General features: G+C 61.1%; 21 protein-coding genes. 13 read left to right on the plus strand and 8 right to left on the minus strand.

Features of this window, described 5'->3' with window-relative positions; translation table 11 throughout:
- The coding region (locus KDL09_RS01940) for a DEAD/DEAH box helicase (protein ID WP_294380773.1) at positions 1–460 on the minus strand (460 nt) is incomplete at its 3' end.
- A 69-nt stretch (positions 461–529) separates the two neighbouring features.
- Here KDL09_RS01940 and KDL09_RS01945 point away from each other — a divergent pair.
- The 3 genes from KDL09_RS01945 (at position 530) to KDL09_RS01955 (ending at position 2,559) form a co-directional block, all read left to right on the plus strand.
- A complete protein-coding gene (locus KDL09_RS01945) occupies positions 530–1,255 on the plus strand; it encodes a DUF1080 domain-containing protein (protein ID WP_294380775.1) in 726 nt (241 codons plus the stop codon).
- 77 nt (positions 1,256–1,332) lie between these two features.
- Positions 1,333–1,956 (plus strand): hypothetical protein, encoded by a 624-nt coding sequence (locus KDL09_RS01950; protein ID WP_294380777.1) that lies wholly within the window; start codon positions 1,333–1,335, stop codon positions 1,954–1,956.
- Between the two features lie 171 nt (positions 1,957–2,127).
- Entirely contained in the window at positions 2,128–2,559 is a 432-nt protein-coding gene (locus KDL09_RS01955) for a DUF3806 domain-containing protein (RefSeq protein ID WP_294380779.1), read from the plus strand.
- Between the two features lie 185 nt (positions 2,560–2,744).
- On the opposite strand, the gene tig is transcribed toward KDL09_RS01955, so the two are convergent.
- Positions 2,745–4,094, minus strand: a complete 1,350-nt coding sequence (gene tig, locus KDL09_RS01960; protein WP_294380781.1) for a trigger factor — start codon at positions 4,092–4,094, stop codon at positions 2,745–2,747.
- Between the two features lie 129 nt (positions 4,095–4,223).
- Here tig and KDL09_RS01965 point away from each other — a divergent pair, with 129 nt between their 5' ends.
- Positions 4,224–4,721 carry a hypothetical protein gene (locus KDL09_RS01965; RefSeq protein WP_294380784.1) on the plus strand — a complete coding sequence of 166 codons (498 nt, stop codon included), beginning with the start codon at positions 4,224–4,226 and terminating at the stop codon, positions 4,719–4,721.
- Positions 4,722–4,743: 22 nt separating this feature from the next.
- The gene (locus tag KDL09_RS01970) at positions 4,744–5,067 is read left to right on the plus strand and encodes a hypothetical protein (protein ID WP_294380785.1); all 324 of its coding nucleotides are present in this window, start codon (positions 4,744–4,746) and stop codon (positions 5,065–5,067) included.
- A gap of 5 nt (positions 5,068–5,072) precedes the next feature.
- Here KDL09_RS01970 and KDL09_RS01975 read toward each other — a convergent pair whose 3' ends face one another.
- Positions 5,073–5,369, minus strand: coding sequence for a Smr/MutS family protein (locus tag KDL09_RS01975; protein WP_294380787.1), 297 nt, complete (start codon positions 5,367–5,369; stop codon positions 5,073–5,075).
- 114 nt (positions 5,370–5,483) lie between these two features.
- On the opposite strand from KDL09_RS01975, the gene KDL09_RS01980 reads away from it, so the two are divergent.
- Together KDL09_RS01980 and KDL09_RS01985 are read left to right on the plus strand one after the other, a co-directional pair.
- Positions 5,484–7,340 carry a SulP family inorganic anion transporter gene (locus KDL09_RS01980; RefSeq protein WP_294380790.1) on the plus strand — a complete coding sequence of 619 codons (1,857 nt, stop codon included), beginning with the start codon at positions 5,484–5,486 and terminating at the stop codon, positions 7,338–7,340.
- Between the two features lie 14 nt (positions 7,341–7,354).
- Entirely contained in the window at positions 7,355–8,458 is a 1,104-nt protein-coding gene (locus tag KDL09_RS01985; RefSeq protein WP_294380792.1) for a site-2 protease family protein, read from the plus strand.
- 185 nt (positions 8,459–8,643) lie between these two features.
- Here the strand turns inward: KDL09_RS01985 and KDL09_RS01990 are convergent, their stop codons facing one another.
- The 3 genes from KDL09_RS01990 to KDL09_RS02000 all read right to left on the minus strand — a co-directional run bounded on the left by KDL09_RS01990 (position 8,644) and on the right by KDL09_RS02000 (position 11,479).
- Positions 8,644–9,750 (minus strand): radical SAM protein, encoded by a 1,107-nt coding sequence (locus KDL09_RS01990; protein ID WP_294380794.1) that lies wholly within the window; start codon positions 9,748–9,750, stop codon positions 8,644–8,646.
- Between the two features lie 68 nt (positions 9,751–9,818).
- A complete protein-coding gene (locus tag KDL09_RS01995) occupies positions 9,819–11,018 on the minus strand; it encodes an NnrS family protein (RefSeq protein WP_294380796.1) in 1,200 nt (399 codons plus the stop codon).
- On the minus strand, positions 11,015–11,479 hold the full coding sequence (locus KDL09_RS02000) for a group III truncated hemoglobin (protein ID WP_294380798.1): 465 nt from the start codon (positions 11,477–11,479) through the stop codon (positions 11,015–11,017). Before KDL09_RS02000 ends, KDL09_RS01995 begins: the two co-directional genes overlap by 4 nt.
- 163 nt (positions 11,480–11,642) lie before the next feature.
- Between KDL09_RS02000 and KDL09_RS02005 the strand changes: the two genes are divergently transcribed.
- Genes KDL09_RS02005 through KDL09_RS02015 form a run of 3 tightly spaced genes read left to right on the plus strand, consistent with a single transcriptional unit; the run spans position 11,643 to position 16,069 of the window.
- Positions 11,643–12,233 (plus strand): group 1 truncated hemoglobin, encoded by a 591-nt coding sequence (locus tag KDL09_RS02005; RefSeq protein WP_294380800.1) that lies wholly within the window; start codon positions 11,643–11,645, stop codon positions 12,231–12,233.
- Between the two features lie 55 nt (positions 12,234–12,288).
- A complete protein-coding gene (locus tag KDL09_RS02010; protein ID WP_294380803.1) occupies positions 12,289–13,590 on the plus strand; it encodes a PhoPQ-activated protein PqaA family protein in 1,302 nt (433 codons plus the stop codon).
- 34 nt (positions 13,591–13,624) lie between these two features.
- Positions 13,625–16,069: a CehA/McbA family metallohydrolase gene (locus KDL09_RS02015; RefSeq protein WP_294380805.1), complete on the plus strand. Its 2,445-nt coding sequence runs from the start codon at positions 13,625–13,627 to the stop codon at positions 16,067–16,069.
- A gap of 13 nt (positions 16,070–16,082) precedes the next feature.
- On the opposite strand, the gene KDL09_RS02020 is transcribed toward KDL09_RS02015, so the two are convergent.
- Positions 16,083–18,203, minus strand: coding sequence for a serine/threonine-protein kinase (locus tag KDL09_RS02020; RefSeq protein ID WP_294380806.1), 2,121 nt, complete (start codon positions 18,201–18,203; stop codon positions 16,083–16,085).
- The gene (locus KDL09_RS02025; RefSeq protein WP_294380808.1) at positions 18,200–18,811 is read right to left on the minus strand and encodes a sigma-70 family RNA polymerase sigma factor; all 612 of its coding nucleotides are present in this window, start codon (positions 18,809–18,811) and stop codon (positions 18,200–18,202) included. The genes KDL09_RS02020 and KDL09_RS02025 overlap by 4 nt, the downstream gene beginning before the upstream one ends.
- A gap of 241 nt (positions 18,812–19,052) precedes the next feature.
- Here KDL09_RS02025 and KDL09_RS02030 point away from each other — a divergent pair, with 241 nt between their 5' ends.
- The 3 genes from KDL09_RS02030 to KDL09_RS02040 form a co-directional block, all read left to right on the plus strand.
- Positions 19,053–20,954, plus strand: coding sequence for a right-handed parallel beta-helix repeat-containing protein (locus tag KDL09_RS02030; protein ID WP_294380810.1), 1,902 nt, complete (start codon positions 19,053–19,055; stop codon positions 20,952–20,954).
- Positions 20,951–21,826: a hypothetical protein gene (locus KDL09_RS02035; RefSeq protein WP_294380812.1), complete on the plus strand. Its 876-nt coding sequence runs from the start codon at positions 20,951–20,953 to the stop codon at positions 21,824–21,826. Before KDL09_RS02030 ends, KDL09_RS02035 begins: the two co-directional genes overlap by 4 nt.
- A gap of 74 nt (positions 21,827–21,900) precedes the next feature.
- Positions 21,901–24,196 (plus strand): alkaline phosphatase D family protein (locus KDL09_RS02040; protein WP_294380814.1); only part of this gene is annotated, 2,296 nt, incomplete at its 3' end.

Below are 24,196 nucleotides of genomic sequence, written 5' to 3' on the forward strand. Positions count from 1 at the left end.
ATTCGGGCCGGAAGTTGTGCCCCCATTCGGAGATGCAGTGCGCTTCATCGACGGCCATCAGGGCGATCTTCAATTTCTTGAGACGCTCGACAAAGTTTTCATTCATGAGCCGCTCCGGGGCGATGTAGAGCAGCTTCAGCGTGCCGTCGCGCATGTCGTCGAAGACCTGCATGGCCTCCTGTGCGGACAACGAAGAATCCAATCGTGCCGCCGCGATGCCGCGTGCCTTGAGCGCCTGCACCTGGTCTTTCATCAACGCTATGAGCGGCGATATCACCAGCGTCACACCATCCATCAGCAACGCAGGCAGTTGATAGCAGAGCGACTTGCCCGCGCTCGTCGGAAACAGCGCCAGCGCGCTGCGTCCGGCCAGCAGCGCCTCCATCACCTGCTCCTGACCGGCACGAAAGGCCTTGTGGCCGAAGTGCTGTTTCAGAGTGGCGTGGAGGTCGTGGGGCATCCGACACTCTTGGCACATTCAGGCTTCCGCCTGCAATGCAAACCTCGCCGCATTCGTTCTCTCACGACCATGAAGACCTGCCTCGCCGCCCTCCTCTGCCTTTCCACCGCTGCTTTCGCCGCCGATGAAGGATTTACCTCTTTGTTCAACGGCAAAGACCTCACGAACTGGACCGTGCCCGAAGGTGACAACGGCCACTGGAAGGTGATCGACGGCGTGATCGACTACGACGCATGCAGCGAGGCACCAGGGAAGGACAAGAACCTGTGGACCGACAAAGAATACGGCGACTTCACGCTGAAGATCGACTGGCGGCTCAAACAGACGACGGGCCTCTACGACATGCCCGTTGTTCTGCCCGACGGCACGCACAAGCTCGACGAAAACGGCAAGGAGATCAAAATTCCGACGCCCAACGCCGACTCCGGCATCTACCTGCGCGGCCAGGGCAAGTCGCAGATCAACATCTGGTGCTGGCCCATCGGCAGCGGCGAGGTCTATGGCTACCGCATGGACAAAACGATGCCGCCCGAAGTGCGGGGGGGCGTGACGCCGAAGGTCAAGGCCGACAACCCGGTCGGCGAATGGAACACCTTCGAGATCACCATGAAGGGCGACCGCCTCACCGTCGTGCTCAATGGCAAGACCGTGATCGAAAACGCACAGCTTCCCGGCGTCCCCGCGAAGGGAAAACTCGGCCTCCAGCACCACGGCGGCAAAAACCCGAAGACCGGCGAACTCTCTCCGGCCTCCAGTCTGATTCAGTTCAGGAATGTTTCGATCAAGGAGCGGTGATCGGCGGGTGGACGGGCCCTTCTGGAATATTCACACATGCCATTTACCCGCTCATTTGAGCAGAAACCATCATCTTTGTGGCTTTGCGCGCAAATGAGCGGGTAAAGCAACGGCGTCACTTCAAAAACCCGGTGCAAAGTAACATTCTTGTCGGAGATAAAGCCGCTGACAAAACAACAGATTTGTCGATAAATCACCTGTTCGGCCAAGTAACCGCGCCACCAAGTAGTTCAGAAATGGCCGCAACTTTCCAGTCAGTCAGACGCCACGATGCAAATGGAATACCCGAGTTACCGGAGTCCATTGATGCTCTGAGCGCCTATGTTTCTCAACTTGATGATGTTCCGAGGTCACGCCTGAAGAAAGAGCAGGCAGCGGTTCTCGACGTATTCAGCGCTATGGGTGGCATAGGATGCAATGGTCTGCATTGCTTCTGGGACAACAGTTCTGGACTTCTAAAGCGGGTTCTGCGCTCCTTTAGGGTTGTGGGAGCCGAGGATGTGCTTGGCATTCTGAAAGAGTCTGAGTGGGCATTCGAAGTTGTGAGGCGAGGCACTGACGCGCATGGACACTATGCGTTCACGCCTGATGAAGAGCACCGCCTGAACATCATTGAGGACCGTCTTTACCATAGCTTCGTTGGACTCCCGACGCGATTGCATCACTTCTGCTTGGAGAGAGGGTTCTACAGTAACGACTAGACACAGCAGCATGAAAAGCCGTCAGAACATCGTCGGCCTGACCAGGCCGAACAAAACGCTGGTGGCAACGGCTCGTGGCCGTCGGTCGTGTCAGCGGCGTCTTGCGCTCGCCGTCGCCACAGCTTAGACGTTCGGCTAAAGAACGAAGACCTTCGCCAGCCAAGCAATACCATGGAACAAAGAGTCGAGACACCATCTGAGGAGGATCTAGCTCGCATTGAACGACAGCGAGATTGGGTTCGAGGTCACTTCGAGCCTGCGAGTCAGCTACTCTATGAGGAATATGATCAGAAGCTGCGCTTGCTGGATGCGATCCTCCGGAACGGATGGATTGAGCCATCCGAGACTTGGAAGTTGCAAAGTCTTGGCATCACCTTGGGAGATGCCTTCGTTCAGCGGTGCGGCTTCGAATGGGTCAGCGTCGAGGATGAGTATGGCCGAGACCCAGCCTTAAGGCTTCCCGGAACGACCATCGTTATCTATCCGTTGACCATGATCTCGAAACGCGTTGAGAAGGGCGAATCAGTTGATGTCTATTCCCTGATCGATGGAGTTGCCCAGAAAGTTGACGAGGTCAGAGCACGCATACAGCAGACTGCGTGAGACAGCACCACGAACAACCAAGGCCGAACAAGACGGATGCAGATAACCGCTCTGGGCTATCTGTCGCATTTGCCACGTCTTGGGTTCGCGGTATCTGATCCGAGACGTTACGGTGTCATTATTCCCAAGAACCGAAAGTGATCCCCGCAATCCAAGTTCCATCTTCCTGACGCGGCTTCGCCGCATCACTTGCTGTGCACGTCGCAATGCTCGGGTTCGGGTTCGGTCTCTTCGACGACGGCCTTGTCCTTGAGGAACTCCATGGCTTCCTGCAGGAGCAGATCGCCGCGCACGTTGTCGATGAGGCCGTTTTTCTGCGCCTCGGCCATGAATTTCTTCGCGGGCATCTTCTGACGCTCGGCGATCTGGGCGAGGGCCATGGCGATCTTCTGGCCGGGAACTTCGAGGGCTTCCTTCTTGGCGATCTGCTCGAGAATGAAGCTGACCTTCACGTTCTGGCGGGCCTGATTGGTGGCGCTGTTGAGGATCTCGTCCTGCTGCTTCATGAGTTCTTCCTCGCCGATGCCTTGCTGCATCGCACGCTGAGCGATCTCGTTGGTGCGGCGCTGGGCTTCGCGATTCACGACTTCCTGCGGAAGTTCGAACTCCACCTTCTCAAAGAGATGGGCGATGACCTGATTGGCCTTCGCGGCATCACGCGCCTGCTCCTTGCGGCGGCGGATGGCGTCGCGCACTTCGTCACGCAGCGTTTCGAGGGTCATTTCCTCGCCGCCGATCTTCTTGATGAACTCCTCGGTGAGTTCCGGCAGGGCCTTGTTCTTCACGCCGTGGCACTTGGCGGTGAAGGCGATGGTTTTGCCGCGCAAGGCTTCAAAATTGAAATCGTCTGCCAGCGTGATGTTGATGGTGCGCTCGTCGTCTTTGGCGATGCCGACGAGACCGGCGTAGAAACCGGGGAGGAAGTCGTCTTCCTCGGCGAGAAGGAACCAGTTCTCCTTCATTTCCTTCAAATGGGCGGGCGCGTCCGGCATGGCGTCGCCAAGCGGCTGGCCGTCGAGGGCGCCGGTGACGCTGAGCACGACGACGTCGCCGATGGCGGCGGCGCGGTCCACATCTTCGTAGGTGGCCTGGTTTTCACGCAGGTGGAGGAGGTCATGGTCCACGTCGGCGTCGGTGACTTCGATGCGCGGAAGTTTGACGGGGATACCGGTGTACTCGGGCAGCTCAAACTTCGGCGCGAGGCTCATCTCGATGGTGAAGCTGAAGCTCTTGTCGGTGTCGTGATACATCTTGTCGTTCACGGCGAGGACGTTTAGCAGTTCGAGTCCTTCGCTCTTCACGGCCTGGCGCAGGCCTTCGCTGATGAGCTTCTTTTCGAGCTCGTCCTTCACCTCGGCTTCATAGCGCTTGGCGACGATGCTCTTCGGCGTCTTGCCGGGGCGATAGCCTGGAAGGCGCACCATGCCGGCGAAGTAGGTGATGATCGCGTCACGCTCTTTGCCGACCTGGTCGGCGGGAACGCGGACGTGGGCGACGGCGCGGCAGTTGGGCTGATGTTCGACGTTGATGTTCATGAGAAAGGGGGTAGGGGGCGAAGTGTTTTCCATCGCAAAAACCGGGCGGTGGGAACCGCGTCCGGGCCGGAGGGGCGCGCATGATAGACAGTTTGACGGTTTTGACAAACAGAGAACGACATCCCCCCCATGCGTGTATTTCAGAGATTTGAGGTCTGGCTGCTGCTCATCGCAGGTGCCGTGGCCGTCTGGTGGTCGTTTCAACCGGCAAAATCGCCTTCGGAAGGCGTCCCAATGGCCGAATTGAACCCGGATTCCCCCCTCCAGCTCCGCCGCTGCACGCTGGATCGGGATTTTGGCAACGCCCGGCTCGATCTCGAGGTGCGCTACAAAAACGCCAGCCCCCGCCCGCTCTCCATGCAGCCGCCGGACGTGCGCCTCATCAACGCCGCCGGCAAGGAGGTGCCGCCGTTCATCCTGCCCGTGGAGCGTCCGCCCACGGTCGAGGCCCAGACCACCGCCGACATCCGCCTGCGCTACTGGCTGGAAAAGACCGACCTGACCGGCGCCCTGATCCTCGACATCCGCGGCGAGAAGCTTGAAGTGAAAAACGCCACACCGCTTGACTTAGAAAAGCTGGAGAATGCGAAGCCCAAGGTGTGGACGACTGCCGCTTGGAAGCCTTAGGTTTCTGGGTGCCTCCCCTTCCATGAGACTCCCTTCGTTTAAACTGATCCTCTGGGCCGTCCTGCTGGTGACCGCCATCAACGCAGGCCCCGGCGCCCTGCATACGATCTACCGTTATGTCACTCCCGATGCGGAGATCGAAGCCATGCGGGAGGAATATGAGGAGCTGGCCGATTCGGAGAGGACGCTCGATCCCGAGGAGCGGCCTGCCAGCATTCGACGCAGGCTGCATCTGCACCTGTGGTTTCACGTGCGCGGCCTGAACATCGACGAGGACGATGCAGAACACTCGATGTGGCATCCCTGGGGCGAGTTCATCGACTACTGGACGATGCCGACCGAGTAGCCGCGTCACGCCTTCAAATTCACCCACGTCGCCCCCCACGAGCCGCTGGTTTCATCCGCCGGCCAGATGAACTCACGCACCTCCGGCAGCTTCGCGAGCAACTGATGCACCCCCGATCTCAAAGTGCCGCTGCCTTTGCCATGAATGATGCGGACACGCAGGATGCCGCGCTTGCGACATTCGGCGAAGTATTCGGGCAGCAGGCTGCCGATTTCGTTCGGCCGGAACGTGTGCAGATCGAGTTCCGGGCCAATCGGATGCTCAACGACATCGGGAATCGGTTCGTCATCGGCTGCGGGCATGGTGGAATGTGGTGGCGTGCTGAGTCGAGTCCAGCGGCAATCGAATGAGCACACTGCTTGTGATCGACGCGAGCGCGTCTAGCATGCACGAAGCGTCTTCCCGAGGAGTTCCCCTTGTTTCCGTCCCTTCGATCCTGGCTCCAGCATCTGCGTGATTTCACACAGGAAGGCCGGGCATTGCTGCGAACGGTGGTGCATGACAGTGCGCTGGATCCCTTCCCGCTGCGCCGCTCTTTGCTGGGGTATGGCAAGCGCAGCTTTCTGTCTGACTTTCGGGCCGGTGTGAGCGTGTCGATGCTCGACATCCCGCAGGGCATGGCGTACGCGCTGATCGCCGGGCTGCCTCTGCAATACGGCATCACCTGTTCTGCCGTGGCCGCACTGGTCGGGCCGCTGCTGTCCTCCTCCCGCCACACGATCTTTGGCCCGACGAACGCCACGGCCTTCATGGTGTTCTCCTACTTCGCCGCGTATCCGCAGCTCGACCGACTGAGCATGATGCCGCTGCTGGTGTTCATGACGGCGGCGCTGCTGATCGCAGGTGCGTTTCTGCGCGTGGCAGATCTCACGCAGTTCATCAGCCGCACAGTCGTCGTCGCCTATGTCACGGGGGCTTCGATTCTGATCACAATGAACCAGCTTCCGGTGCTGCTGGGCATCCCCGCCGAGATGCTGCAGGCAGGCGGTCATGTCATCATCACCCTGCCCGGCCACGTGTACCGCATCTTCACGCATCTGGGGCAGGCGCAATGGCTCAATATCGCGTTTTCCGTGACGACGCTGGCGCTTTTCCTGACCATCAAGCGCTGGCTGCCACGCTGGCCAACCTATGCCTTGACGCTGGTTGCGGCGTCCCTTCTCGGGCTCATCCCAAACGCATTCGGCCTTCACCTGCCGACCTTCAGCAACGCAACCTTCACCTGGAGCGAACTGCTGCCGCCCTTCCCCGACTTCATCTCCGGCGGCGCCCTGGCCAATGCCAGCCGCCTCTTCGGACTGGCGCTCGCCCTGGCCTTTCTTGCGACCTTGGAAAACAGCGCGATGTCCAAAACGCTCGCCGCCAAATCCTATCAGCGCGTGGATCCGAACCAGGACATGCTGGCGCTCGGTGCGGCGAACCTCGCCTGCGCCTACTTCAGCGGCATGTCCGCCTCGTGCTCCCTCACGCGCTCCGCGCTCAACTTTGCCGCCGGCGCCCGCACGGGGCTGGCCAGCATGTGCAACGGCCTGTGCTGCCTCGTGGGCGCGCTCACGATCGGCGGCGCGGTGGCCCACATCCCGCGTGCGGCGCTGGCGACGCTGGTGGTGTGCGTGGCGGTGTCCTTGTTCAACAGGCGCCACATTTGGATTTCGGTCAATGCCACGCGTTCAGACGCCGTGGTGTTTGTCATCACGCTGTTTGCCACGCTCATGCTGCCGCTGCATGTGGCGATCTTTGTCGGCATCGGCGTTTCAGTCATCCTGTACCTGCGCAAGGCCAGCCGCCCGTCGCTGGTGGAGTATGAATTCAACGAAGAGGGCAACCTCGCCGAAGCCCGCCAGGGCGGACGCCAGCATCCGGCCATCTCCATCGTGCATGTCGAGGGCGAGCTGTTCTTTGCCTCGGCGGATCTGTTTCGCACGCAGATCCAGCGCTCATGCGCGGATCCCAATCTGCGCATCGTCATCCTGCGGCTCAAAAACGCGCGTCATCTCGACGCCACCTGCGCGATGGCGATCGAAGAACTGGTGCGCTCCCTGCGTGCTGACGGGCGGGATCTGATCGTCAGCGGTGTGGTGAAGGACCTCTACCGCGTGCTGAAGGACGCCGGCATGGCGGAGGTGATCGGCAAGGACAACATCTTTCCCGCCAGTCCGACGAATCCCAATCTCTCCACCCGCAACGCCCTGCGCCGCGCCCAGGAGATTCTGGGGATCAAAGACGCCGAGGTCCGCATCTATTACGATCCGTCCAAGTCGCCGAAGACGTAATCTCGTCCACTTCCATGAAATGGTCCTTCCGCCTTTTTACCTTCGCTGGCACGCAGGTCCGTGTTCACATCACCTTCTTTCTGCTGCTGTTGTTTGTCGCGAGCCAGAGCTTCCTTAGCGGGCAGGGCGTGTCAGCAGCGCTGGAGTCCACGCTGTTCATCATCACAATGTTCGCCTGCGTGGTGCTGCACGAGTTTGGACACGTGCTTGCCGCACGCGGCTATGGCATCCAAACGCCGGACATCACCCTGCTGCCCATCGGCGGCGTGGCACGGCTGGAACGCATGCCGCGCAAGCCCTCGCAGGAGTTCGTCGTCGCCATCAGCGGTCCGATGGTGAATGTGATCATCGCCGCGGCGATCTGGCTCGGACTCGGTGTCACCACCAGGGTCCATCCAGGCTTCGACTTCCTGCAATCCGGCCACTTCTTCCAAAAGCTCATGGCCTGGAACATCATCATGGTGGTCTTCAACATGATCCCCGCCTTTCCCATGGACGGCGGACGCGTGCTGCGCGCCGTGCTCGCGATGTTCATGGAGTACAGCGCCGCCACGCGCTGGGCGGCCTCTCTCGGGCAGGGCATTTCCATCCTCGTGGTGATTGCGATGTTGGTAAACGGGGTGCCCTTCCATCCCATGCTGCTCTTGATCGCCTTTTTCATCTTCATGGCCGCCGGTCAGGAGGCCGCCATGGTCACGCAGCAGGAGGCGACGCGAAATCTGCGCGTGCGTGATGCCATGCTCACCGATTTCCGCAGCCTTCCGCCGGATGCGAAACTGCGTGACGGAGTCGAACTCCTGCTCGCCGGAGCGCAGCAGGACTTTCCGGTGCTCGACACGCACGGAGGCATGCAAGGCATGCTCACCCGCAACGATCTGATCTCCGCGCTCGCCGAAAACGGCCCGGAACACGCGGTCGTCGAAGTGATGCGCCGTTGTCCGGAGTCCACGCAGCCGGCGATTGAGCTGACACGGGCAATCGAGTCCCTGAACAGCAGCGACTGCCCGGCCATTCCGGTCATCGATCCCCTCAACGGTGAACTCGTCGGCCTGCTCACGGCCGAAAACATCGGCGAGACGCTCATGGTGCGTGAAGCACTGATGAAGCTGCGTTCCTAGAGCACTTAAAAATGACGCGGCTTCATGGAGGTCCTGGAGAGCAACCGTAGCTCTCCCTTTCCCCGCCGGATGTTTTCCCAGACACATGCTTCCCTCTTCGGGGAGAGGGGAGTTGCTTCAACCCGAGAATCTCCCTTCAAGGGAAACAGGTCATGCAATAACTGCAAAGGCTCTGAAAACCTGAGTTATCGTTCGTCCGGAGCCACCGGCGTCCGCGGCTGATAATGGCACGCGGGATCCTGCGCAAACGGATCGCCCGTCATGCCATAGGCGCGTGCGCGTGAGCCGCCGCAGACAGAGCGGAACTCGCAGCGGCCGCATTTGCCGCCGAGCGCGTTGTTGTCACGCAGCGACATGAAGAGCGGGTGGTGACGGTAGATGCACCCGGGATGCTCGTAGCGAACGTTGCCGCAGTCGAAAGGCAGGAAGCCGCTCGGCGACACGACGCCGGTGTGTGAGATGAACATCACGCCGCGTCCGTCGCGGATGCCAAGCGGCGAGCGCATGCCGGGGCGCATCTTGCCGGACGCGCCATGCTTTTGCAGCAGGATGCGGCGGAAGTGGTGCCCTTCGGTCGTCTTGATCGCGAACGGCGCCTTGCCGACGATCGAGGCGAGGTCCTGGAAGATGTGCTCGATGTCGAGCGGATCGGGGAGATCATTCGCGCCTGCGCGACCCGTCGGCACGAGGAGGAACACGCTCCACATCGCCGGTTTCAATTCGAACATGAGCTTCTTGAAGGCCTCATACTCGCGCAGATTGCCGCGCGTGAGCGTGGTGTTGATCTGCACGCTCAAATCCGCTGCGTGCGCGAGATGCACGGCGGCGACCGTGCGGTCAAACGTGCCTGGGACGCCGCGGAAGGCATCGTGTGTTTCCCGCGACGCGCCATCGAGGCTCAGTGAGATGCGCTCGACGCCTGCTTCCTTGATATCGTGGAAATTCGTGTGCATCAGCCGTGAGGTCGCGGAGGGGCTCAGCCCCACATGCAGTCCAGCCGCCGTCGCCTCGCGCACGAGGTCGAGGCAGTCGCGGCGCATCAGCGGATCGCCGCCGGTGAGGATGAGCATCGGCGGATTCAATTCGGCGAGCTGCTGGATCAGGCGGCTCGACTCCTCGCTATTCAGCTCCTGCGGATGCCGGTGAGGCTGCGCCTCCGCGCGGCAATGCTTGCACGCCAGCGCACAGGCCCGCGTGATTTCCCAAAAGACGAGAAACGGCCTCGCATCGAAGCCGTCGTAGTTCGTCGAAGGCACGTTCGACCATTGGGAGTTCGTCAGGGGCGCGTTCATGGCCCTATTCAACGATATTTTGCCTCTCAAGTCCCGCCGCCGACTGTCGAAGGCTGTGCGGAATTTGGCTACTCCTCGTCCCGCTTCATGAAGCGTTGGCGATGCCACAGAAGCCAGAACAGGCTCAGCAGGCCCCAGGTCCACGCGGCGTAGATGTGATGCGAGACGGTCGTCGAAGGCACCCAGGCGGGCGTGGCGCGGGTGGTGGCGGCCAGAACGCCGAGGAAGATCAGGAAACGCACCCACTTTGATTTCACGAAGAAGCCTTCCAAGTCGCCACTGTGTCCAAAGAGCACACGCGAACCGACAATGAGCATCAGCATGCCGAATCCGCCGATGTAGATCAGATGCTCGATCGACACATGCTGGGCATAATAAAACGGCGCGAGCACGATGCCGAGCCAGCCGATGATCAGGGCCCAAGACAGGCCCGTGGCGAGTGATCCGCTCTGCTGCGTTTTCCAAGTCACCTCGATGAGCAGATAGCCTGCGGCAACGATGGCTCTCACGGCATATCCAAGTGTGACCATGCCGAATGCTTCGAGGAAAAAGCTGCTCACGAGCAGCATGGCGGCGATAATCGAGCGAACGAGCTTCGCCCTGCTCTGCGCGGCCGTTTTCGGATCGCCAAAATCACCGCCGAGCATGCGCGGAAACACGAACGAGCCGATGCCGAGCACCGGCGGCAGCAGCAGACCTTGATAGAGCAGCAGATTGGCCAGACGCAGGCGCTGCGGATCCATCAAAGTCGCCCGCGAGAGCTGCATCGCCGCACCGGCGATCCCGCAGGCCAGTCCGGTGAGTGCGAGCAGCATCTGCGGCGGCGGTGCTTCTTTGCGGAAGCGGATCACGCGAATGACGAGACAAAGCATCAGAGACACGAGCAGTGCGACGAAGAACGCATCGCCCCACGCGAGATGTAGCGTGAGATGACTGATGCCGCAGGCCTGGTGCAGCGCGAAGAGCCACAGCAGCTCCAGCGACGTGAGTTTCGGTGCCGTGGCCATGCGCGGTCCCGCCGTGCCAAGGAATCCGACAACGAACGCGCCGCCAAATGCCTCGATCATGATCCGCGCGTGAACGAAGTTCGGATTGAAGCCGATCAACTGCGCATACAACAACGGCCAGAGTGACACGCCGATGATGCTCCACATCGCGCCGCTGGCGAAGAACACGCGATACGGCTCCGACGCGAGCCAGCGCAGCCCGTGTTTGCGCGGGCCTCTGGCCTTGTGCTTCTTGTGTTTGCAGGCGGGAAACGCACTCATGCGGTGGCACTGGCTTTGTAACGCGCATAACGCTCGCGTTGTTCCGGCGTCAGGTTGGCAGGATCAAATCGCGGATCAGGCACCGCGTTGATCTTGCTGTAGATCACGTTCGCCATGTCCTCGGCGCAGCGTTTGATGTGATCCGCCTTCTCACCGGCGAAGAGATCGTCCACGGTGGCGCGAAAGAGCCCGAGCCAGTGATCAAACTTGTCGCGGCCCATATCGGTCAGCGGCACGAGGCGCGCGTGAGCGGCCAGCGGGTTGCCGGTGAATCCGCCGCTGCGAAAGAGCACCGTTTCCCAGAAGGCGTACATTTTCGGCAGATGCGTCGTCCAGTTCGTCTGCGCCAACTTGTCGAAGATGAACCCGAGCACCGCGTCGCCGCGCACGCGGTCGTAGAAAGTGTTTACCAGCACCTCGATCTCGGCGCGTCCTTGGATGTCGGGCTTGGCTTCAAACATGCACGCAACATGCAACTTTAACCGACCGTATCGCTCCACCGTTTCTGTGTCGTTGTGTGCGGGTATTGGCCCGAGACGAGTCGCGCAATCGCCGCGCATTGCTGCGCAGGATCGGTGCATTGATGCATCGGCCATACAACTTATTAGAGGACTCAACCAAACCATGAAACTCATCCTCTCCTCCCTCGCCACCATCACCGCCGTGATGACCCTGCTCGTGAACGCCGCGCTCGCCGTCGATCCGGCCGCCGTCGCCACCGAAACCGCCACGAACACCGTCTGCCCTGTCACCGGCAAAGCCGTCGACCCGGCCATCACCACCGAATACGAAGGCCGCAAATGGGCCTTCGCGAAGGAAGCCTGCAAAACGAAGTGGGTGAAAGCCCGCGAGGACAGCCTGTATCAAAAGCTCGGTGGCAAGGCCGCCATCGATGCCGTGGTGGACGCCTTCTACGTCAAGGTGCTCGCCGACGACCGCGTGAAGCACTTTTTCGACGACGTGAGCATGGACAAGCAGCGCCGGAAGCAGAAGGACTTCCTCTCCGCCGCGTTTGGTGGCCCGCTGCCCTGGACCGGCAAGGACATGCGCAAAGCTCACGCAGGCATGGGTCTCACCGAGGAGCACTTCAACGCCATCGCCGAGAATCTCGTCAGCACGCTGAAGGACTTCAAAGTGAAGCAGGAACTCATCGACCAGGTCGTCGCCATCGCCCTGACGACGAAGGACGACGTGCTCGGCCGTCCGAAAAAGTGATCGGCGCGACAAATTGAGCTCGGATTCGACCTCATGGCGGCGTTAGATGCCCGCCATGAGGTTTTCCGTTTTTACCGCCGCTCTCCTTCTCGTCCCGTCACTCCATGCCGAAAAAGTCGGCCCGTGGGATCTCGATGCTCTCAAGAGCACCGTGCCTGCCATGAAGTGGGTGCGGCAGGACCAGCCGATCCAGTCGCTCACCTATGCGGGCGAGAAGTATCAGGGCCACGACACCGAGGTGTTCGCCTTTTACGCCTCGCCGATCACGATTGGCGAAGCCAAGCCTGGAACGAAGTTCCCCGGCGTGGTGCTCATTCACGGCGGCGGTGGCACGGCCTTCGCGGACTGGGTCCATCTGTGGGCGAAGCGTGGCTACGCGGCCATCGCGATGGATTTGAACGGCTCGCGTCCGCCTGATCCCGAGTTCGATCCGAAGACCGGCATGGCCATCGGCAACGGCCATCGCGGTGTGCGCACGCGCCTGCCGAACGGCGGCCCGGCGCATGGTCATCCGGAGAAATTTGACTGCGTGCTCACGCCTGACACGAGCGACGACTGGCCCTTCCATGCCGCCGCCAGCGTGATGCGCACGCATTCCCTGCTGCGCAGCTTCGCGGAGGTCGATGCGGAGCACACCGCCGTCACCGGCATCAGTTGGGGCGGCTACACGACCTGCCTCGTCGCCTCGCTCGATGATCGATTCAAGGCCGCGGTGCCCGTTTACGGCTGCGGCTTCCTCCACGAAGGCGAATCCGTGCAGAAGCCCAGCATCGACAAGCTCGATCCCGAACACCGCGCCCTGTGGGTGAAGGAATACGATCCCGGCAGTCTGCTCCCACGCTGCCATGTGCCGATCTTCTTCGTCAACGGCACCAACGATGTCCACTACGTGCTCGACAGCTACATGAAGAGCTACAACGCCGTCCCCGGCGAAAAGCACATCCGCATTCAGATCAAGATGCCCCACGGTCATCCACCCGGCTGGGCGCCGCAGGAAATCGGCCTGTTCATCGATTCGAAATGCCGCGACGGCAAACCCCTGCCAAATCCAGGTACGCCTGTCGTCAAAGGCGATCAAGTTGAGGTCACCTGCGAATCCGTGACTGCGCTGAAGAAAGCGGAGCTGAATTACACCACCGACACCGGGCTGCGCTCGAAGCGCGAATGGAAATCGATTCCCGCCTCCCTTTCGCCGCCAGTTTTGACTGGCGACGGACTAGTCAAGGCGACCGAGCCCGTGTTCGAGTCCTACGTCATCACCGCTCCCAAACCGCCTGCCGACGCGAACACCTGGTTTATCGCCGTCACCGACGAACGTGGTGCGATGGTGAGCACGCCGGTGCAGTTCAGTCCGTGATCCAAGATGCACCGGTTCGCGGCGTATTGAGAGCATGAACAAAATCTGCGCCCTTCTTGCGACGCTCGCTCTCGCGGCCCATGCAGAGCCATTGGAGGTGATCGAAGTCGAGGGCCAGCCGCTGGCGGCGAATGCGCGACGGCTGGTGCAGGCGCTGGATTTTCTCGGAGCATCGTTGCCAGATGACACGAGGACGAGATTGCAGGACGCGATCACGAAACGCGACGCGGCGGGTGTTCAGGCAGTACTCGATCCACAGGTGCTTTGCGTCGTGGACATCAATCCCGAGTCAAGGGTGAAGGCGCGGCGTGGTCCCGCGGCGGCAAACGTGCAACAGGCGGGCTACACGCCGGTGCTGCTCAAGGTGATCAATCACGCGACGAGCGTGGCGAAGCTGCATCTCAGCAGCGCGCAGGCCGGTCCGTCGTATGCAGGTGTGGCAAAAGGGACGATGGAGCGCGAACGCCAGACGCATCTGCGCGAAAACGAAAACACGAAGGGCGAGGACCGCTTTCTCGAGGTCGGTGTGTTTGATTCGCCACCGATGACGCCGAACTTGAGCGGCCTCGGCGTCGAATACGTCCTCGCGCTGATCTATTCGAGCGAGGCGGGCAAACTTGAAGCGACGCTCGCGTTCGACATCGGCCAGGGCACGCAGGATCTCGGATTTCGAGCGGAAGTGCCGGTGCTGCTCGACGTGCGGCCTGCGGTGACGGTGAAGCTCGACGTCAAAGACTTCGAAGGCACGCCAACGACGGCGCGTTTGACCTTCTCCGATTCGCAGGGTCATGTTTTTCCGCCGCAGGCACGTCGTCTGGCACCGGATTTCTTTTTCCAGAAGCAGATCTATCGCGCGAACGGCAGCACGGTGCTGCTGCCGCCGGGCGAGTTCACGATGGAGGCCTCGCGCGGGCCGGAATATCGCACCGTGAAGACGAAGGTGACGATCCCCGCGACGAAGGAGATGACGTTGCCAGTGAAACTCGAGCGTTGGATCAATGCGGCGGACTTCGGTTACTACAGCGGCGATCATCACATCCACGCCGCCGGTTGTGCGCACTACACGACACCGTCGGAAGGCATGCGCCCCGAGGACATGTTTCAGCAGGTAAAGGGCGAGGGGTTGAACGTCGGCTGCGTGCTGTCGTGGGGCTACTGCTTCGATTACCAGCGCCAGTTCTTCGGTCCGAAGGTCGACTTGATCAGCGAGCCGCTGACGCAGTTGAAATACGACATGGAAGTGAGCGGCTTCGGTTCTGCGGCGCTCGGCCATGTGTGCCTGCTAAATTTGCGCGATCTCGTCTATCCCGGAGCCGACGGCATCAAGGGCTGGCCGACGTGGACGACACCTGCGCTGCGCTGGACGAAGCAGCAGGGCGGCTTCACCGGCTATCCGCACTCCGGCAGCGGCATGCAGGTCAATTCCGCCACCGCGGCGAAGCGCATGGTCGATTTGTTCGATGCAAACAAAGACGCGCGTCTCACCGCTGACGAAACCAAGGACACGGTACTGCCGGAACCGTTCGACAAGATTGACGCCGATCACGACGGCGGCCTCAACGAAGCCGAACTCACCAACAGTAACGAACGCGTCATCGATCTGCTTCCAAACCTCGCAATTCCCGATGCGGGCGGGCATGAGATCTTCGTCACCACGGCCATCGGCGTTTGTGATTTCATCAGCGCGATGGACACGGCGCGCCTGCTCGAATGGAACGCGTGGTATCACATGCTGAACTGCGGTTTCCCGCTCAAGGCCGCCGGCGAGACCGATTTTCCCTGCATGAGCGGCACGCGTGTCGGCCAGGGGCGCACGTATGTGCAGCTCGGCAAGGTGGAGCGCATCGACTTCCCGAAATGGTGCGAGGCCATGGCGCATGGCCACGACACCTACGTGAGCGACGGCTACGCGCATGCGCTGAACTTCGAGGTCGAAGGACAACGCTCCGGCGGCGAGGTGAAGCTCGCGCAACCAGGCCGCGTGAAAGTGAGCGTGAAGATCGCGTTCAGCTCCGAAACACCGCTCGAAATCGCCTACGGGGGTGCGGTTCCCGTCGCGGGCGCACGCTTGACCGGCGACACGGTCCATTATCACGACACCACCGGCGCGAATCCATATGCCGGCGGCAAACGCAAGGTCGAACTCATCGTCAACGGCCGCCCCGTCGCCACGCGCGAGGTCATCGCCGACGATCAGGTGCACGACCTCACCTTCAACGTGGACATTCCGCACAGCAGCTGGGTGGCGGTGCGCCAGTTTCCGCAACTGCACACGAACCCGGTCAATGTGATTGTCGCCGGTAAACCAATCCGCGCTTCAAAGCAGAGCGCCCAATGGTGCGCAGCATGCATCGAACAGCTTTGGCGTGTGAGGAAACGCAACATCGCGCCAGCAGAGCGCGAGGAGGCGAAGCGCACGTTCGACAAAGCGATTGCGATTTACCGACGCATTGCTGCCGAGGCGCCGGAAGAAAGCTGATGGGTGTTTTGGACTACCAATCGAGGCCGAGTTTCTTCAGTTCAGCCCGCATCAGATCGAAGTCCCATAACTGCACGGGTTCGCGGCCATAGGCGATCGTGAGCCAGCGACCGCCCGCGGCGAAGTCGGCCGCTGTCGGGGCCCAGCCCAGCGAATGCGTGAAGCGGAGGAGAATCTCTCCCGTTTCGGAGCGCAGCAGGGCGGAGCCGTTGGTGCCGTAGGGGGTGAGAAACATCTGGCCATGAGGAGACACGGCGATCCAGGAGGACTCCCGCGTGCCGGGCGACTCGACCGGCACTTTCCAGCGAGTCTTCCAAGTCGTGGCATCCATCGCGTGGATCTGTTCGCGATCGCGGATGACAAGCAGACTGCCGTCTTCGACAAAAGCGAGCGAGGTGCAGTGCTCGAACGGCAGCTCCACGTCGGGAGCGCCGTCCGTCGTGTTCCACAGTCGAATCACTTGCACACGTGGATTGGCCGCTGCGATCAGCTTGGCGGAGATGGCGGTCAAATGGCAGCCTTCGCTGCTTTGCAAGACCTGCGGCTTTTGCGATGGTCTGAAGAGCACCACGACCGGTGGCGTTCCGGCGATGGCGCCGACGCTTCCTGTGGCGGGATCGAGTGAGATCTGACGTGTCGTTGTGAAGCGGCCAATCACGCCCTTTTCTGCGATTTGAAGGGCGCCTGTGGGATCGCGGGCAAATTCCCATCGTTTCAATCCGGGCTCGGCGAGGACGCTTGCCGGAGCACTGGCAAACAATCCACGTCCTTCCGGTGAAAACGAAACGCTGAGCACAGGCGAAGCCGCGAGTTGTTGAATGGAGCGCCCGTCCTTCATCGACAGCAGATAGAGGCCGGCGTTTGAGCCAGTGGCAATGATCTCGAGTTCGGTGCTGGCCGAAAGTGATTGAGTCAAAAAGGGAAGACTGCCGTCCGGTGTTGGCGGAGGCGTGATGAGCCGTCGAACAGGCGACTCGCGGACGACGTGATTGGCCAGCAGGCGGACGGCGATCTCCCGTGCTGTTTCACGCCCGCCGGTGTCTGCCGCCATCTGGCCGATCATGCGACGCAGTTCTTCATAGTTGTTATCCCGCATCAATCGCTCGGCGGCTTTCCAGTTGGCGACGAGCGGCGGGCTTGGCGGAGTTTCTGTCTGACGACGCGGCCATGCGAGAGCGGCCGCCCCCAGCGCCAGAGTCAGGGTTGCCGCGATTTTCCAACCGTGCCGTGCTGGTCGCGCCGGTTCACCTCCAGACTCGAAGGCGGCGACGTCCTTCAACATTTCCTCGGCGCTTCGATAGCGATGCGTGACATCGAATTCGCCCGCTTTCGCGATGATGCGGAAGAACGCCATGTTGCGCGACCCGGCTGTGAGCCATTCGCGCGGCACTTCAGGAAATCGTGCCACGGGAAGTCCGGTCGCGGCTTCATACAAGACCATCGCGAGGCTGAAGAGATCCGCCTGGGTGCCGCCGGGGCCTTCGGGAGGAATGTAACCATCCGTGCCGACAAAGCTGCGGGTCTCGCCGAGTTCGCCGACGAGTCCGATGTCAGCCAGCTTCGGTGCATGGCGGATGAAGATGATGTTTGAAGGTTTGATGTCTCGATGCACGAGGCCGGCGCCGTGAAGCGCGCGCAGAGCACCGGCCAGTTCACGCGCGACAGGCACGATGACCTCCAGCGGCAGCACGCCGGAGCGCTGCATGTCCTCGCGGAGCGTGCGCGGTCGATAGCTGGCGATGGCCTGGTCACTCAAGGGCGCGGTTGGTTCTGAATCGGTGGTGTCCGCAGGATCCGCGAGTTCCATGACATAGAAGAAGCAGCGGTTGTCAGGTGCGCGGCCGATGTGCAGCACATTCACCAAGCCGTCGGCCCGGGTGCTAACCGGCTCGTAACGCTGGATCGCCGCGAACTCGCGCTCGTAGGGTCGGCCATCGCCGAGCGCATCCCGGCGGACGATTTTCACCGCCCGCCCTTTGCCAGTCACATTTCGCGCAAGCCACACTTCGCCGTAGCTGCCCCGTCCAATCAAACGAAGCAGCTCATGATCTGGGACGATAATGGTCTCCGCGGACACGTCGGCGAGTGTGCCGTTTGCGCCTTCGTTTCGCAAGCTGGTGCTTCCCGCGGTCATGACTCACCAAGCTGACGAAGCTCGTGACGCACCATCTTGCGCACGCGATGACGCGCCAGATACACCTGCGTGGTGCTCACGCCGAGCCCGCGTCGAATCTCGGCCATGGGCAGACGACGCATTTCGGCCATCTCGAAGATCATGAACTGCTGCACGCTCACACGTGCCTTCACCCGGCGCAGCGCCAGCGCGAGCATCTGCTGCTGCCATTCGTCCTGCCACAGCTTTTCAAAACCGGTATCGTCGATGGGCTCAGGTACGATTTCATCCTCCATCGACACCGTGTTCTGCCTGCGCGCCACGCCGGTGCGCCAGTGGTCGGCCACGCGGCGGTGCACGATGCGCAGCAGCCATGCTTTGAACCGGCCGCGGGCGGGATCGTAATGAAAGTCCGGCATCTCACGCGCCACCGAGACCATGACTTCCTGCACGAGATCCTGCGCGTCGTGATCCTTCATGCCTGAACGGCGTGCGACGGAGTAAATGAGCTGCCAGTAGGTGTCGAAGAACTCGCGCCAGCCGGGCGCGTCTCCCCAGTCCCGCAGGCGCGTGAGAAGGCTGCTGCGGGTTTCGAGGGTGTCAGGTGACTGTTCGGGAGAGGAGGTCACGGCACGCCATTCGTGGCCGGATGGGCGGCTTTATCAATGATTCCGCAGGCCGAAAATAATTTTCAAATTTGCGGATAAGACGGCTGGAGCGCCCGCGAATGGCGGCACGAGAACCCCTTCTCGTTCCACTATGAAATGCCATTTGATCACCACCAGAATTGTCTCCTGCCTTCTCCTTGTTCATTCCATCACCCACGCAGCTGGTGACCTGCAGCCACCACCCGGCGGGCCCGCGCCCACCATGAAGAGCCTGCAGGAAATCTATGACTGCTTCGAAAAGCGCACACGCATCAGCACGCTGCCCGCCACCATCAATTCGGACGGTGCCTACTACCTCGACGCGGACCTTGTCGTCAACGGTGCGGGCGCGAGCGGGCTGACGCTGGGCGCGGGCGTGAAAAAAGTCGTCATCGACCTCGGTGGGCGCACGCTTGCGGGCCAGGTCGGCACGGGACACGGCATTGAAGCCTCGGCGGTGACCGGCGGCACGGTTGCTGTGAGGAATGGCACCATTGGAGGATTCGGTGGCGATGCGATTCGTGCGCCCACGTGCCGCGTGATCGCCTCTGAAATGGAGTTCTTCAATCTCGGCGGTCGCTGCATCGCCTGTGGTGACGACAGCCTGCTGGATCAGATTGTGTCCAAGAACGCCGGCGGCAATGCCATCGAGGCCGGGGCGCGTCTCGCAGCGTCGCGTGTGAGGCTGTTTGGCACGCAGGGAAAGGGCATCACGTGCCTGCGTGATCTCAAGCTGACCGGCTGCATCTTCTCCGGCGGTCAGATGACCTGCACGGAATGTCCGGCAGGCACCATGAGCGCCGAGGACTGCGAATACGCAAACAACCTGGCGAAATGCATCACGGCAGGTGGCGCGGCGCAGATCATCCGCACGATCTTTGACGGAAATCAGATGGAGTGCGTGGAGTGTGAAGAAGGAACGATGAGTGAATCCACGAGCACAGGCAATGCCGGCAGGGTGATCGTGGCGCTGAAGGGCGTGTCCATCGCCGATTCCATCTTCAAAGGCAATACCGGCGCCTCCTGTGTCGAGTGTGAGGAGGGCACCATGAGCAGTTCATCAAGCAGCGGAAACTCCGGACGTGTGTTTGTCGCACAGAGTGCGCTTTCGGTGATCGATTCGATCTTCAAAGGCAACAACGGAACGGCGTGCGTGGAGTGCGAGCAAGGCAATGCCTCGGTGCGCGGCGGCATCTTCAAGGGCAACACTGGAGCCTGCATCAAGGCTGGCAAGGGCGTGATCATCACCGACACGGACATTGAGTCCGGTTCCGCAACCGAATGCGTGGCGTGCGAGCAGGGGACGATGGCGGCGGAACGCTGCAAAATCACGCTGGTGAACGCCGCCGCCGCATTGCGGGCGTCGGCGGCCACTTCGATCAAGGACTCCTTCATCGACGCGTCCTCCAGCACCGCCCCCTCGGGTCCGTTTGTGCTCAATCCGGGGGCCTCGTTGCACGTCCATTCAAGCACCGTGGTTGTATCGCATATCGGTCTGGCCGCGCAGGTCGGATCGTTGATTTCGGATTCAAAAATCTCCAACGGGAGCGCCCAGCCATGTCCTCCCGGCAGTTGGGGTGACGGCTGCGTGTTCAAGGACACCGAATTCACTGACATCGGCTGCAACGTCGGCAAAGGATGCGTCATCAAGAATTGCACGTTCATCAATACCTCAGGCGACTCTTATGATGCGGTGACCACGGAGGAAAACAGCTCCGTCATCGAATGCACCATCACCGGCATGAAGGCAGGTCAGACTTTTGGTGGCAACGGCATCACGGTGGGCGCGAACTCGCTCGTGAAGAACTGTGTGGTCGGCTCGTGCGACGGACACGGCATTGTCATCGCCGCGCGAAGTTCCGCGCTGCAGAACGTGGTGTGCGATTGCGGCACGTCGGTGGCAGCCACCTCCGCGGGCATCCGCTGCCTCGCCGGTCCATGCACGATCGATGGCAACTCAACGACACAGAACGATGTCGGCATCGACCTCGCCGGCACCGGCACCTCCGTAATGCGCAACAAGATCAGCCTCAACACCACGGACATCAGTGGTGCCGCAGGCAATGATGTCGCGCCACTTGCCACGGCTGCCACTGCCACCAGCCCGTTTTCGAACTTCCAATGAACCGTCTTACATTCATCGGATGCTTGCTGCTTGGCAGCGGGGTGCTGTGGGCACAGTCCACCATCAACCCCACGCAAAAGTTTGCTTGGGCGGCGAACGCGGGATGGATCGATCTTCGAACATCTCCCGAAAACGGCGTCGTTGTCGGGGCCTATGTTTGCTCCGGGTTCGGATATGGAGCCAACATAGGCTGGATTCATCTCGGCGATGGCACGCCCGAAGATCACGTGCGTTACTCCAACGCTAACGGCACTGACTACGGCGTGAATGTGCAGCCCGGCGGCTTTTTGCGCGGGCTCGCCTATGGCGCGAATGTGGGCTGGCTCATGTTCGAGAGCTCGGGCAACCCGCGAGTTGATCTGAGCACCGGCCTCATGAGCGGTTTCATCTGGGGGGCGAACATTGGCTGGATCAATCTCGGCAACATGGACTTCCAAGTCGTCGTGGACTCACTCCAGTCCAGTCCTGACACCGACAACGATCAGATTCCCGATGCTTGGGAGTATCTGCGCACCGGCAGCCTCGGCTTCCTCAGCCTTAATGGCGATCTCGACCACGACGGTGTTAGTGATCGCAACGAATACCAGTCTGACACCGATCCGCTTTCCTCCGCAGACACATTCTCCGTCATGCTGCCGCAAGTGGAGAAGCTGCCGAATGGCGACATGCAGGTCACGCTCACCTGGCGAAGCAGTCCGGACCGCGAGTACGTCATCGAGGCCATTGATGATTTGACCGGCAGCATGTGGATGGATGCCGGCATGGGTCCGATCAAGCCGGATGCCGGATCGCAGACGACTCGGACGATCACCGGCCCGCCTGGAGTCCGCCGGTTTTATCGCGCACGCGTCTTGCTGCCGCTGCAGCCGTGAAGCGCGGGTGCAAACGCCAAAAAATCCCAAATCAATGATGGGCGCGGACGCGGGCGGTCGTTACGATTTGTCCGATGAAAAAGCACATCTCACGTCGCACCAGTCTCAAGCTCATGACCGCAGGCACCCTCGCCGGCCTGGCGAGTCGTTCCGAAGTCTCTGCCGCCACATCTGCTTCCGCTGATGCATGGGCCAAAACCAATGACCGTGTGTTCCTTGGCGGTGATTTCTGGGCGAATCCGATGGAAGACTGGCGGGTGAGCGAAGGCGGCGCGGAGTGCCTGAACATGGGCGGCGGTCGCAGCGTGCATTCGCTGACGCATCAGGTGACGAAGAACGGTGCTCTTGCGATGTCGGTGACGCTGACGAGAGTCGAGGCGGGCAAGTCCGACGGAGGCGCGGGCTTTCGCATCGGCATTCGCAGCGAACTCAACGAGTATCGCAGCAACTGCTTCGTGCAAAAGGGCGTCAGCGCCGGCTGGCAGGGCGATCAGCTTGTGCTCGGGCCGAAGACGGCGCCGCTGAAGGATGGCAGCACCATGAAACAGGTGCGATTGACGCTCAAAGGCGTACCCGAAGGCGACCAATGTGTTTTGACTCTCACAGCGAATGCGATCGACACGGGCGCGGAACTGGCGACGGTCTCGCATGCGTTCAACGCCGCCGAATTGCTCGGCAATGTGTCGATCGCGAACAACTTCGTCGTCGGCGCGGTGGGTGCGGCGAAGAAAAACAAAGGGAAGGGGAAAGCCAACGCCGCGGGCGCAGGCCGTTATCGTTTCCAAAACTGGACGATGGAAGGCGATGCCTTCACGGTGACTCCGGCGAACCAGTTCGGTCCGATCCTGTGGTCGATGTATTCGTTGAGCGATTCGCGCACAGACGAAGGTTTTGTGATGAAGATCAGCGCACTCACTGGTCCACTGGGAGCGAAGGACAATCAGGCCGTCGAATTGCAGGTGAAGAAAGGCAGCGCGTGGAAGTCGCTCGGCGAGGCGAAGCTTGATCCCGACGCGTGGGTGGCGACGTTCCGCATTCCGAAGTGGGATGAGAAACAGGCGACGCCCTACAAGCTCGTCTATCGCGAAAAGCACACGGATGGCAGCGAAACGCCGCATGAGTGGACGGGCACGATCAAGGCCAATCCTGAAGGCCGTCCGCTGCGCATGGCGGCGCTGACGTGTCAGAACGACTACGGCTTCCCGTATGCGCCCGTGGCGGAGAATCTGCTCAAGCTCGATCCCGATCTAGTCTTCTTCTCCGGCGACCAGATTTACGAAAACCACGGCGGCTTCGGCCTCATCCGCGAGCCCGCCGATCCTGCGATCCTCAATTACTTGCGCAAATTCTACCAGCACGGCATGGCCTTCCGCGAGGTGATGCGCAACGCTCCCACGCTTTGCCTGCCGGACGATCATGACGTCTTCCAGGGCAACGTCTGGGGTGAGGGCGGCAAGAAGATGCTTGTGGATCCAAAAGATCCATCACGCGGTGGCTACATCGAACCGGCGAAGATGGTGAACGTGGTGCACAAGACGAACGTCGCGCATCATCCCGATGCGTATGATCCGACGCCCTGCCTTCAGGACATCAGCGTCTACTACGGCGACATGGTTTATGGCGGTGTCGGTTTTGCGATCATTGCCGACCGTCAGTGGAAAAGCGGACCTGAGAACGTCGATGTCGGCAAAGGTCGCGCCGATCACGTTCCCGATCCGAACTTCGACACGTCCACGCTCGACAAACCCGGCCTCGTGCTACTCGGCGAACGCCAGGAGGAATTCCTCAAGAAGTGGGGCAAGGACTGGCGCGGCCATTCGCTCAAAGCTGTGCTCAGCCAGACCGTGTTCGCCAACGTGGCGACGCATCACGGCGGACCGGATGGTTATCTGAAAGCCGATCTCGATTCGGGAAGCTGGCCGCAGACGCCGCGCAATCGCGCTGTCGAAATCCTGCGCGAGTCGATGGCGCTGCACATCAACGGCGACCAGCATCTCACTACCATGACGCAATACGGCGTCGAGAAGCAGCGCGACAGCAACTGGTCCTTCTGCACGCCCGCGATTTCCGCCGGTTATCCGCGCTGGTGGCGGCCGGACGAGATGAAGATGCCGCACACGAACCGTCCGAAGCACGGCCACCCAAACACGGGGGAGTTCATCGACGGGTTCGGCAACAAGGCCTACGTCTATTGCGTCGGCAATCCCGAGATCGGCAAGGCACCAAACCGCTATGACAAGGCGCACGAAAAGGCCAGCGGCTTTGGGTTCATCACCTTCGATACGGTGAAGAAGACCTACTTTATCGAGTCCTTCCGCTTCCTCATTGATGCGACCGATGGCAAGCCGACGAATCAGTTCCCCGGCTGGC

The organism is Prosthecobacter sp. (assembly GCF_020439865.1).
Lineage (GTDB): Bacteria > Verrucomicrobiota > Verrucomicrobiia > Verrucomicrobiales > Verrucomicrobiaceae > Prosthecobacter.

Coding starts and splice junctions, on each gene's coding strand:
- KDL09_RS01945 (WP_294380775.1), top strand. CDS start 530: ATGAAGACCTGCCTCGCCGCCCTCCTCTGCCTTTCCACCGCTGCTTTC.
- KDL09_RS01955 (WP_294380779.1), top strand. CDS start 2,128: ATGGAACAAAGAGTCGAGACACCATCTGAGGAGGATCTAGCTCGCATT.
- tig (WP_294380781.1), bottom strand. CDS start 4,094: ATGAACATCAACGTCGAACATCAGCCCAACTGCCGCGCCGTCGCCCAC.
- KDL09_RS01965 (WP_294380784.1), top strand. CDS start 4,224: ATGCGTGTATTTCAGAGATTTGAGGTCTGGCTGCTGCTCATCGCAGGT.
- KDL09_RS01970 (WP_294380785.1), top strand. CDS start 4,744: ATGAGACTCCCTTCGTTTAAACTGATCCTCTGGGCCGTCCTGCTGGTG.
- KDL09_RS01975 (WP_294380787.1), bottom strand. CDS start 5,369: ATGCCCGCAGCCGATGACGAACCGATTCCCGATGTCGTTGAGCATCCG.
- KDL09_RS01985 (WP_294380792.1), top strand. CDS start 7,355: ATGAAATGGTCCTTCCGCCTTTTTACCTTCGCTGGCACGCAGGTCCGT.
- KDL09_RS01990 (WP_294380794.1), bottom strand. CDS start 9,750: ATGAACGCGCCCCTGACGAACTCCCAATGGTCGAACGTGCCTTCGACG.
- KDL09_RS01995 (WP_294380796.1), bottom strand. CDS start 11,018: ATGAGTGCGTTTCCCGCCTGCAAACACAAGAAGCACAAGGCCAGAGGC.
- KDL09_RS02000 (WP_294380798.1), bottom strand. CDS start 11,479: ATGTTTGAAGCCAAGCCCGACATCCAAGGACGCGCCGAGATCGAGGTG.
- KDL09_RS02005 (WP_294380800.1), top strand. CDS start 11,643: ATGAAACTCATCCTCTCCTCCCTCGCCACCATCACCGCCGTGATGACC.
- KDL09_RS02010 (WP_294380803.1), top strand. CDS start 12,289: ATGAGGTTTTCCGTTTTTACCGCCGCTCTCCTTCTCGTCCCGTCACTC.
- KDL09_RS02015 (WP_294380805.1), top strand. CDS start 13,625: ATGAACAAAATCTGCGCCCTTCTTGCGACGCTCGCTCTCGCGGCCCAT.
- KDL09_RS02020 (WP_294380806.1), bottom strand. CDS start 18,203: ATGACCGCGGGAAGCACCAGCTTGCGAAACGAAGGCGCAAACGGCACA.
- KDL09_RS02030 (WP_294380810.1), top strand. CDS start 19,053: ATGAAGAGCCTGCAGGAAATCTATGACTGCTTCGAAAAGCGCACACGC.
- KDL09_RS02035 (WP_294380812.1), top strand. CDS start 20,951: ATGAACCGTCTTACATTCATCGGATGCTTGCTGCTTGGCAGCGGGGTG.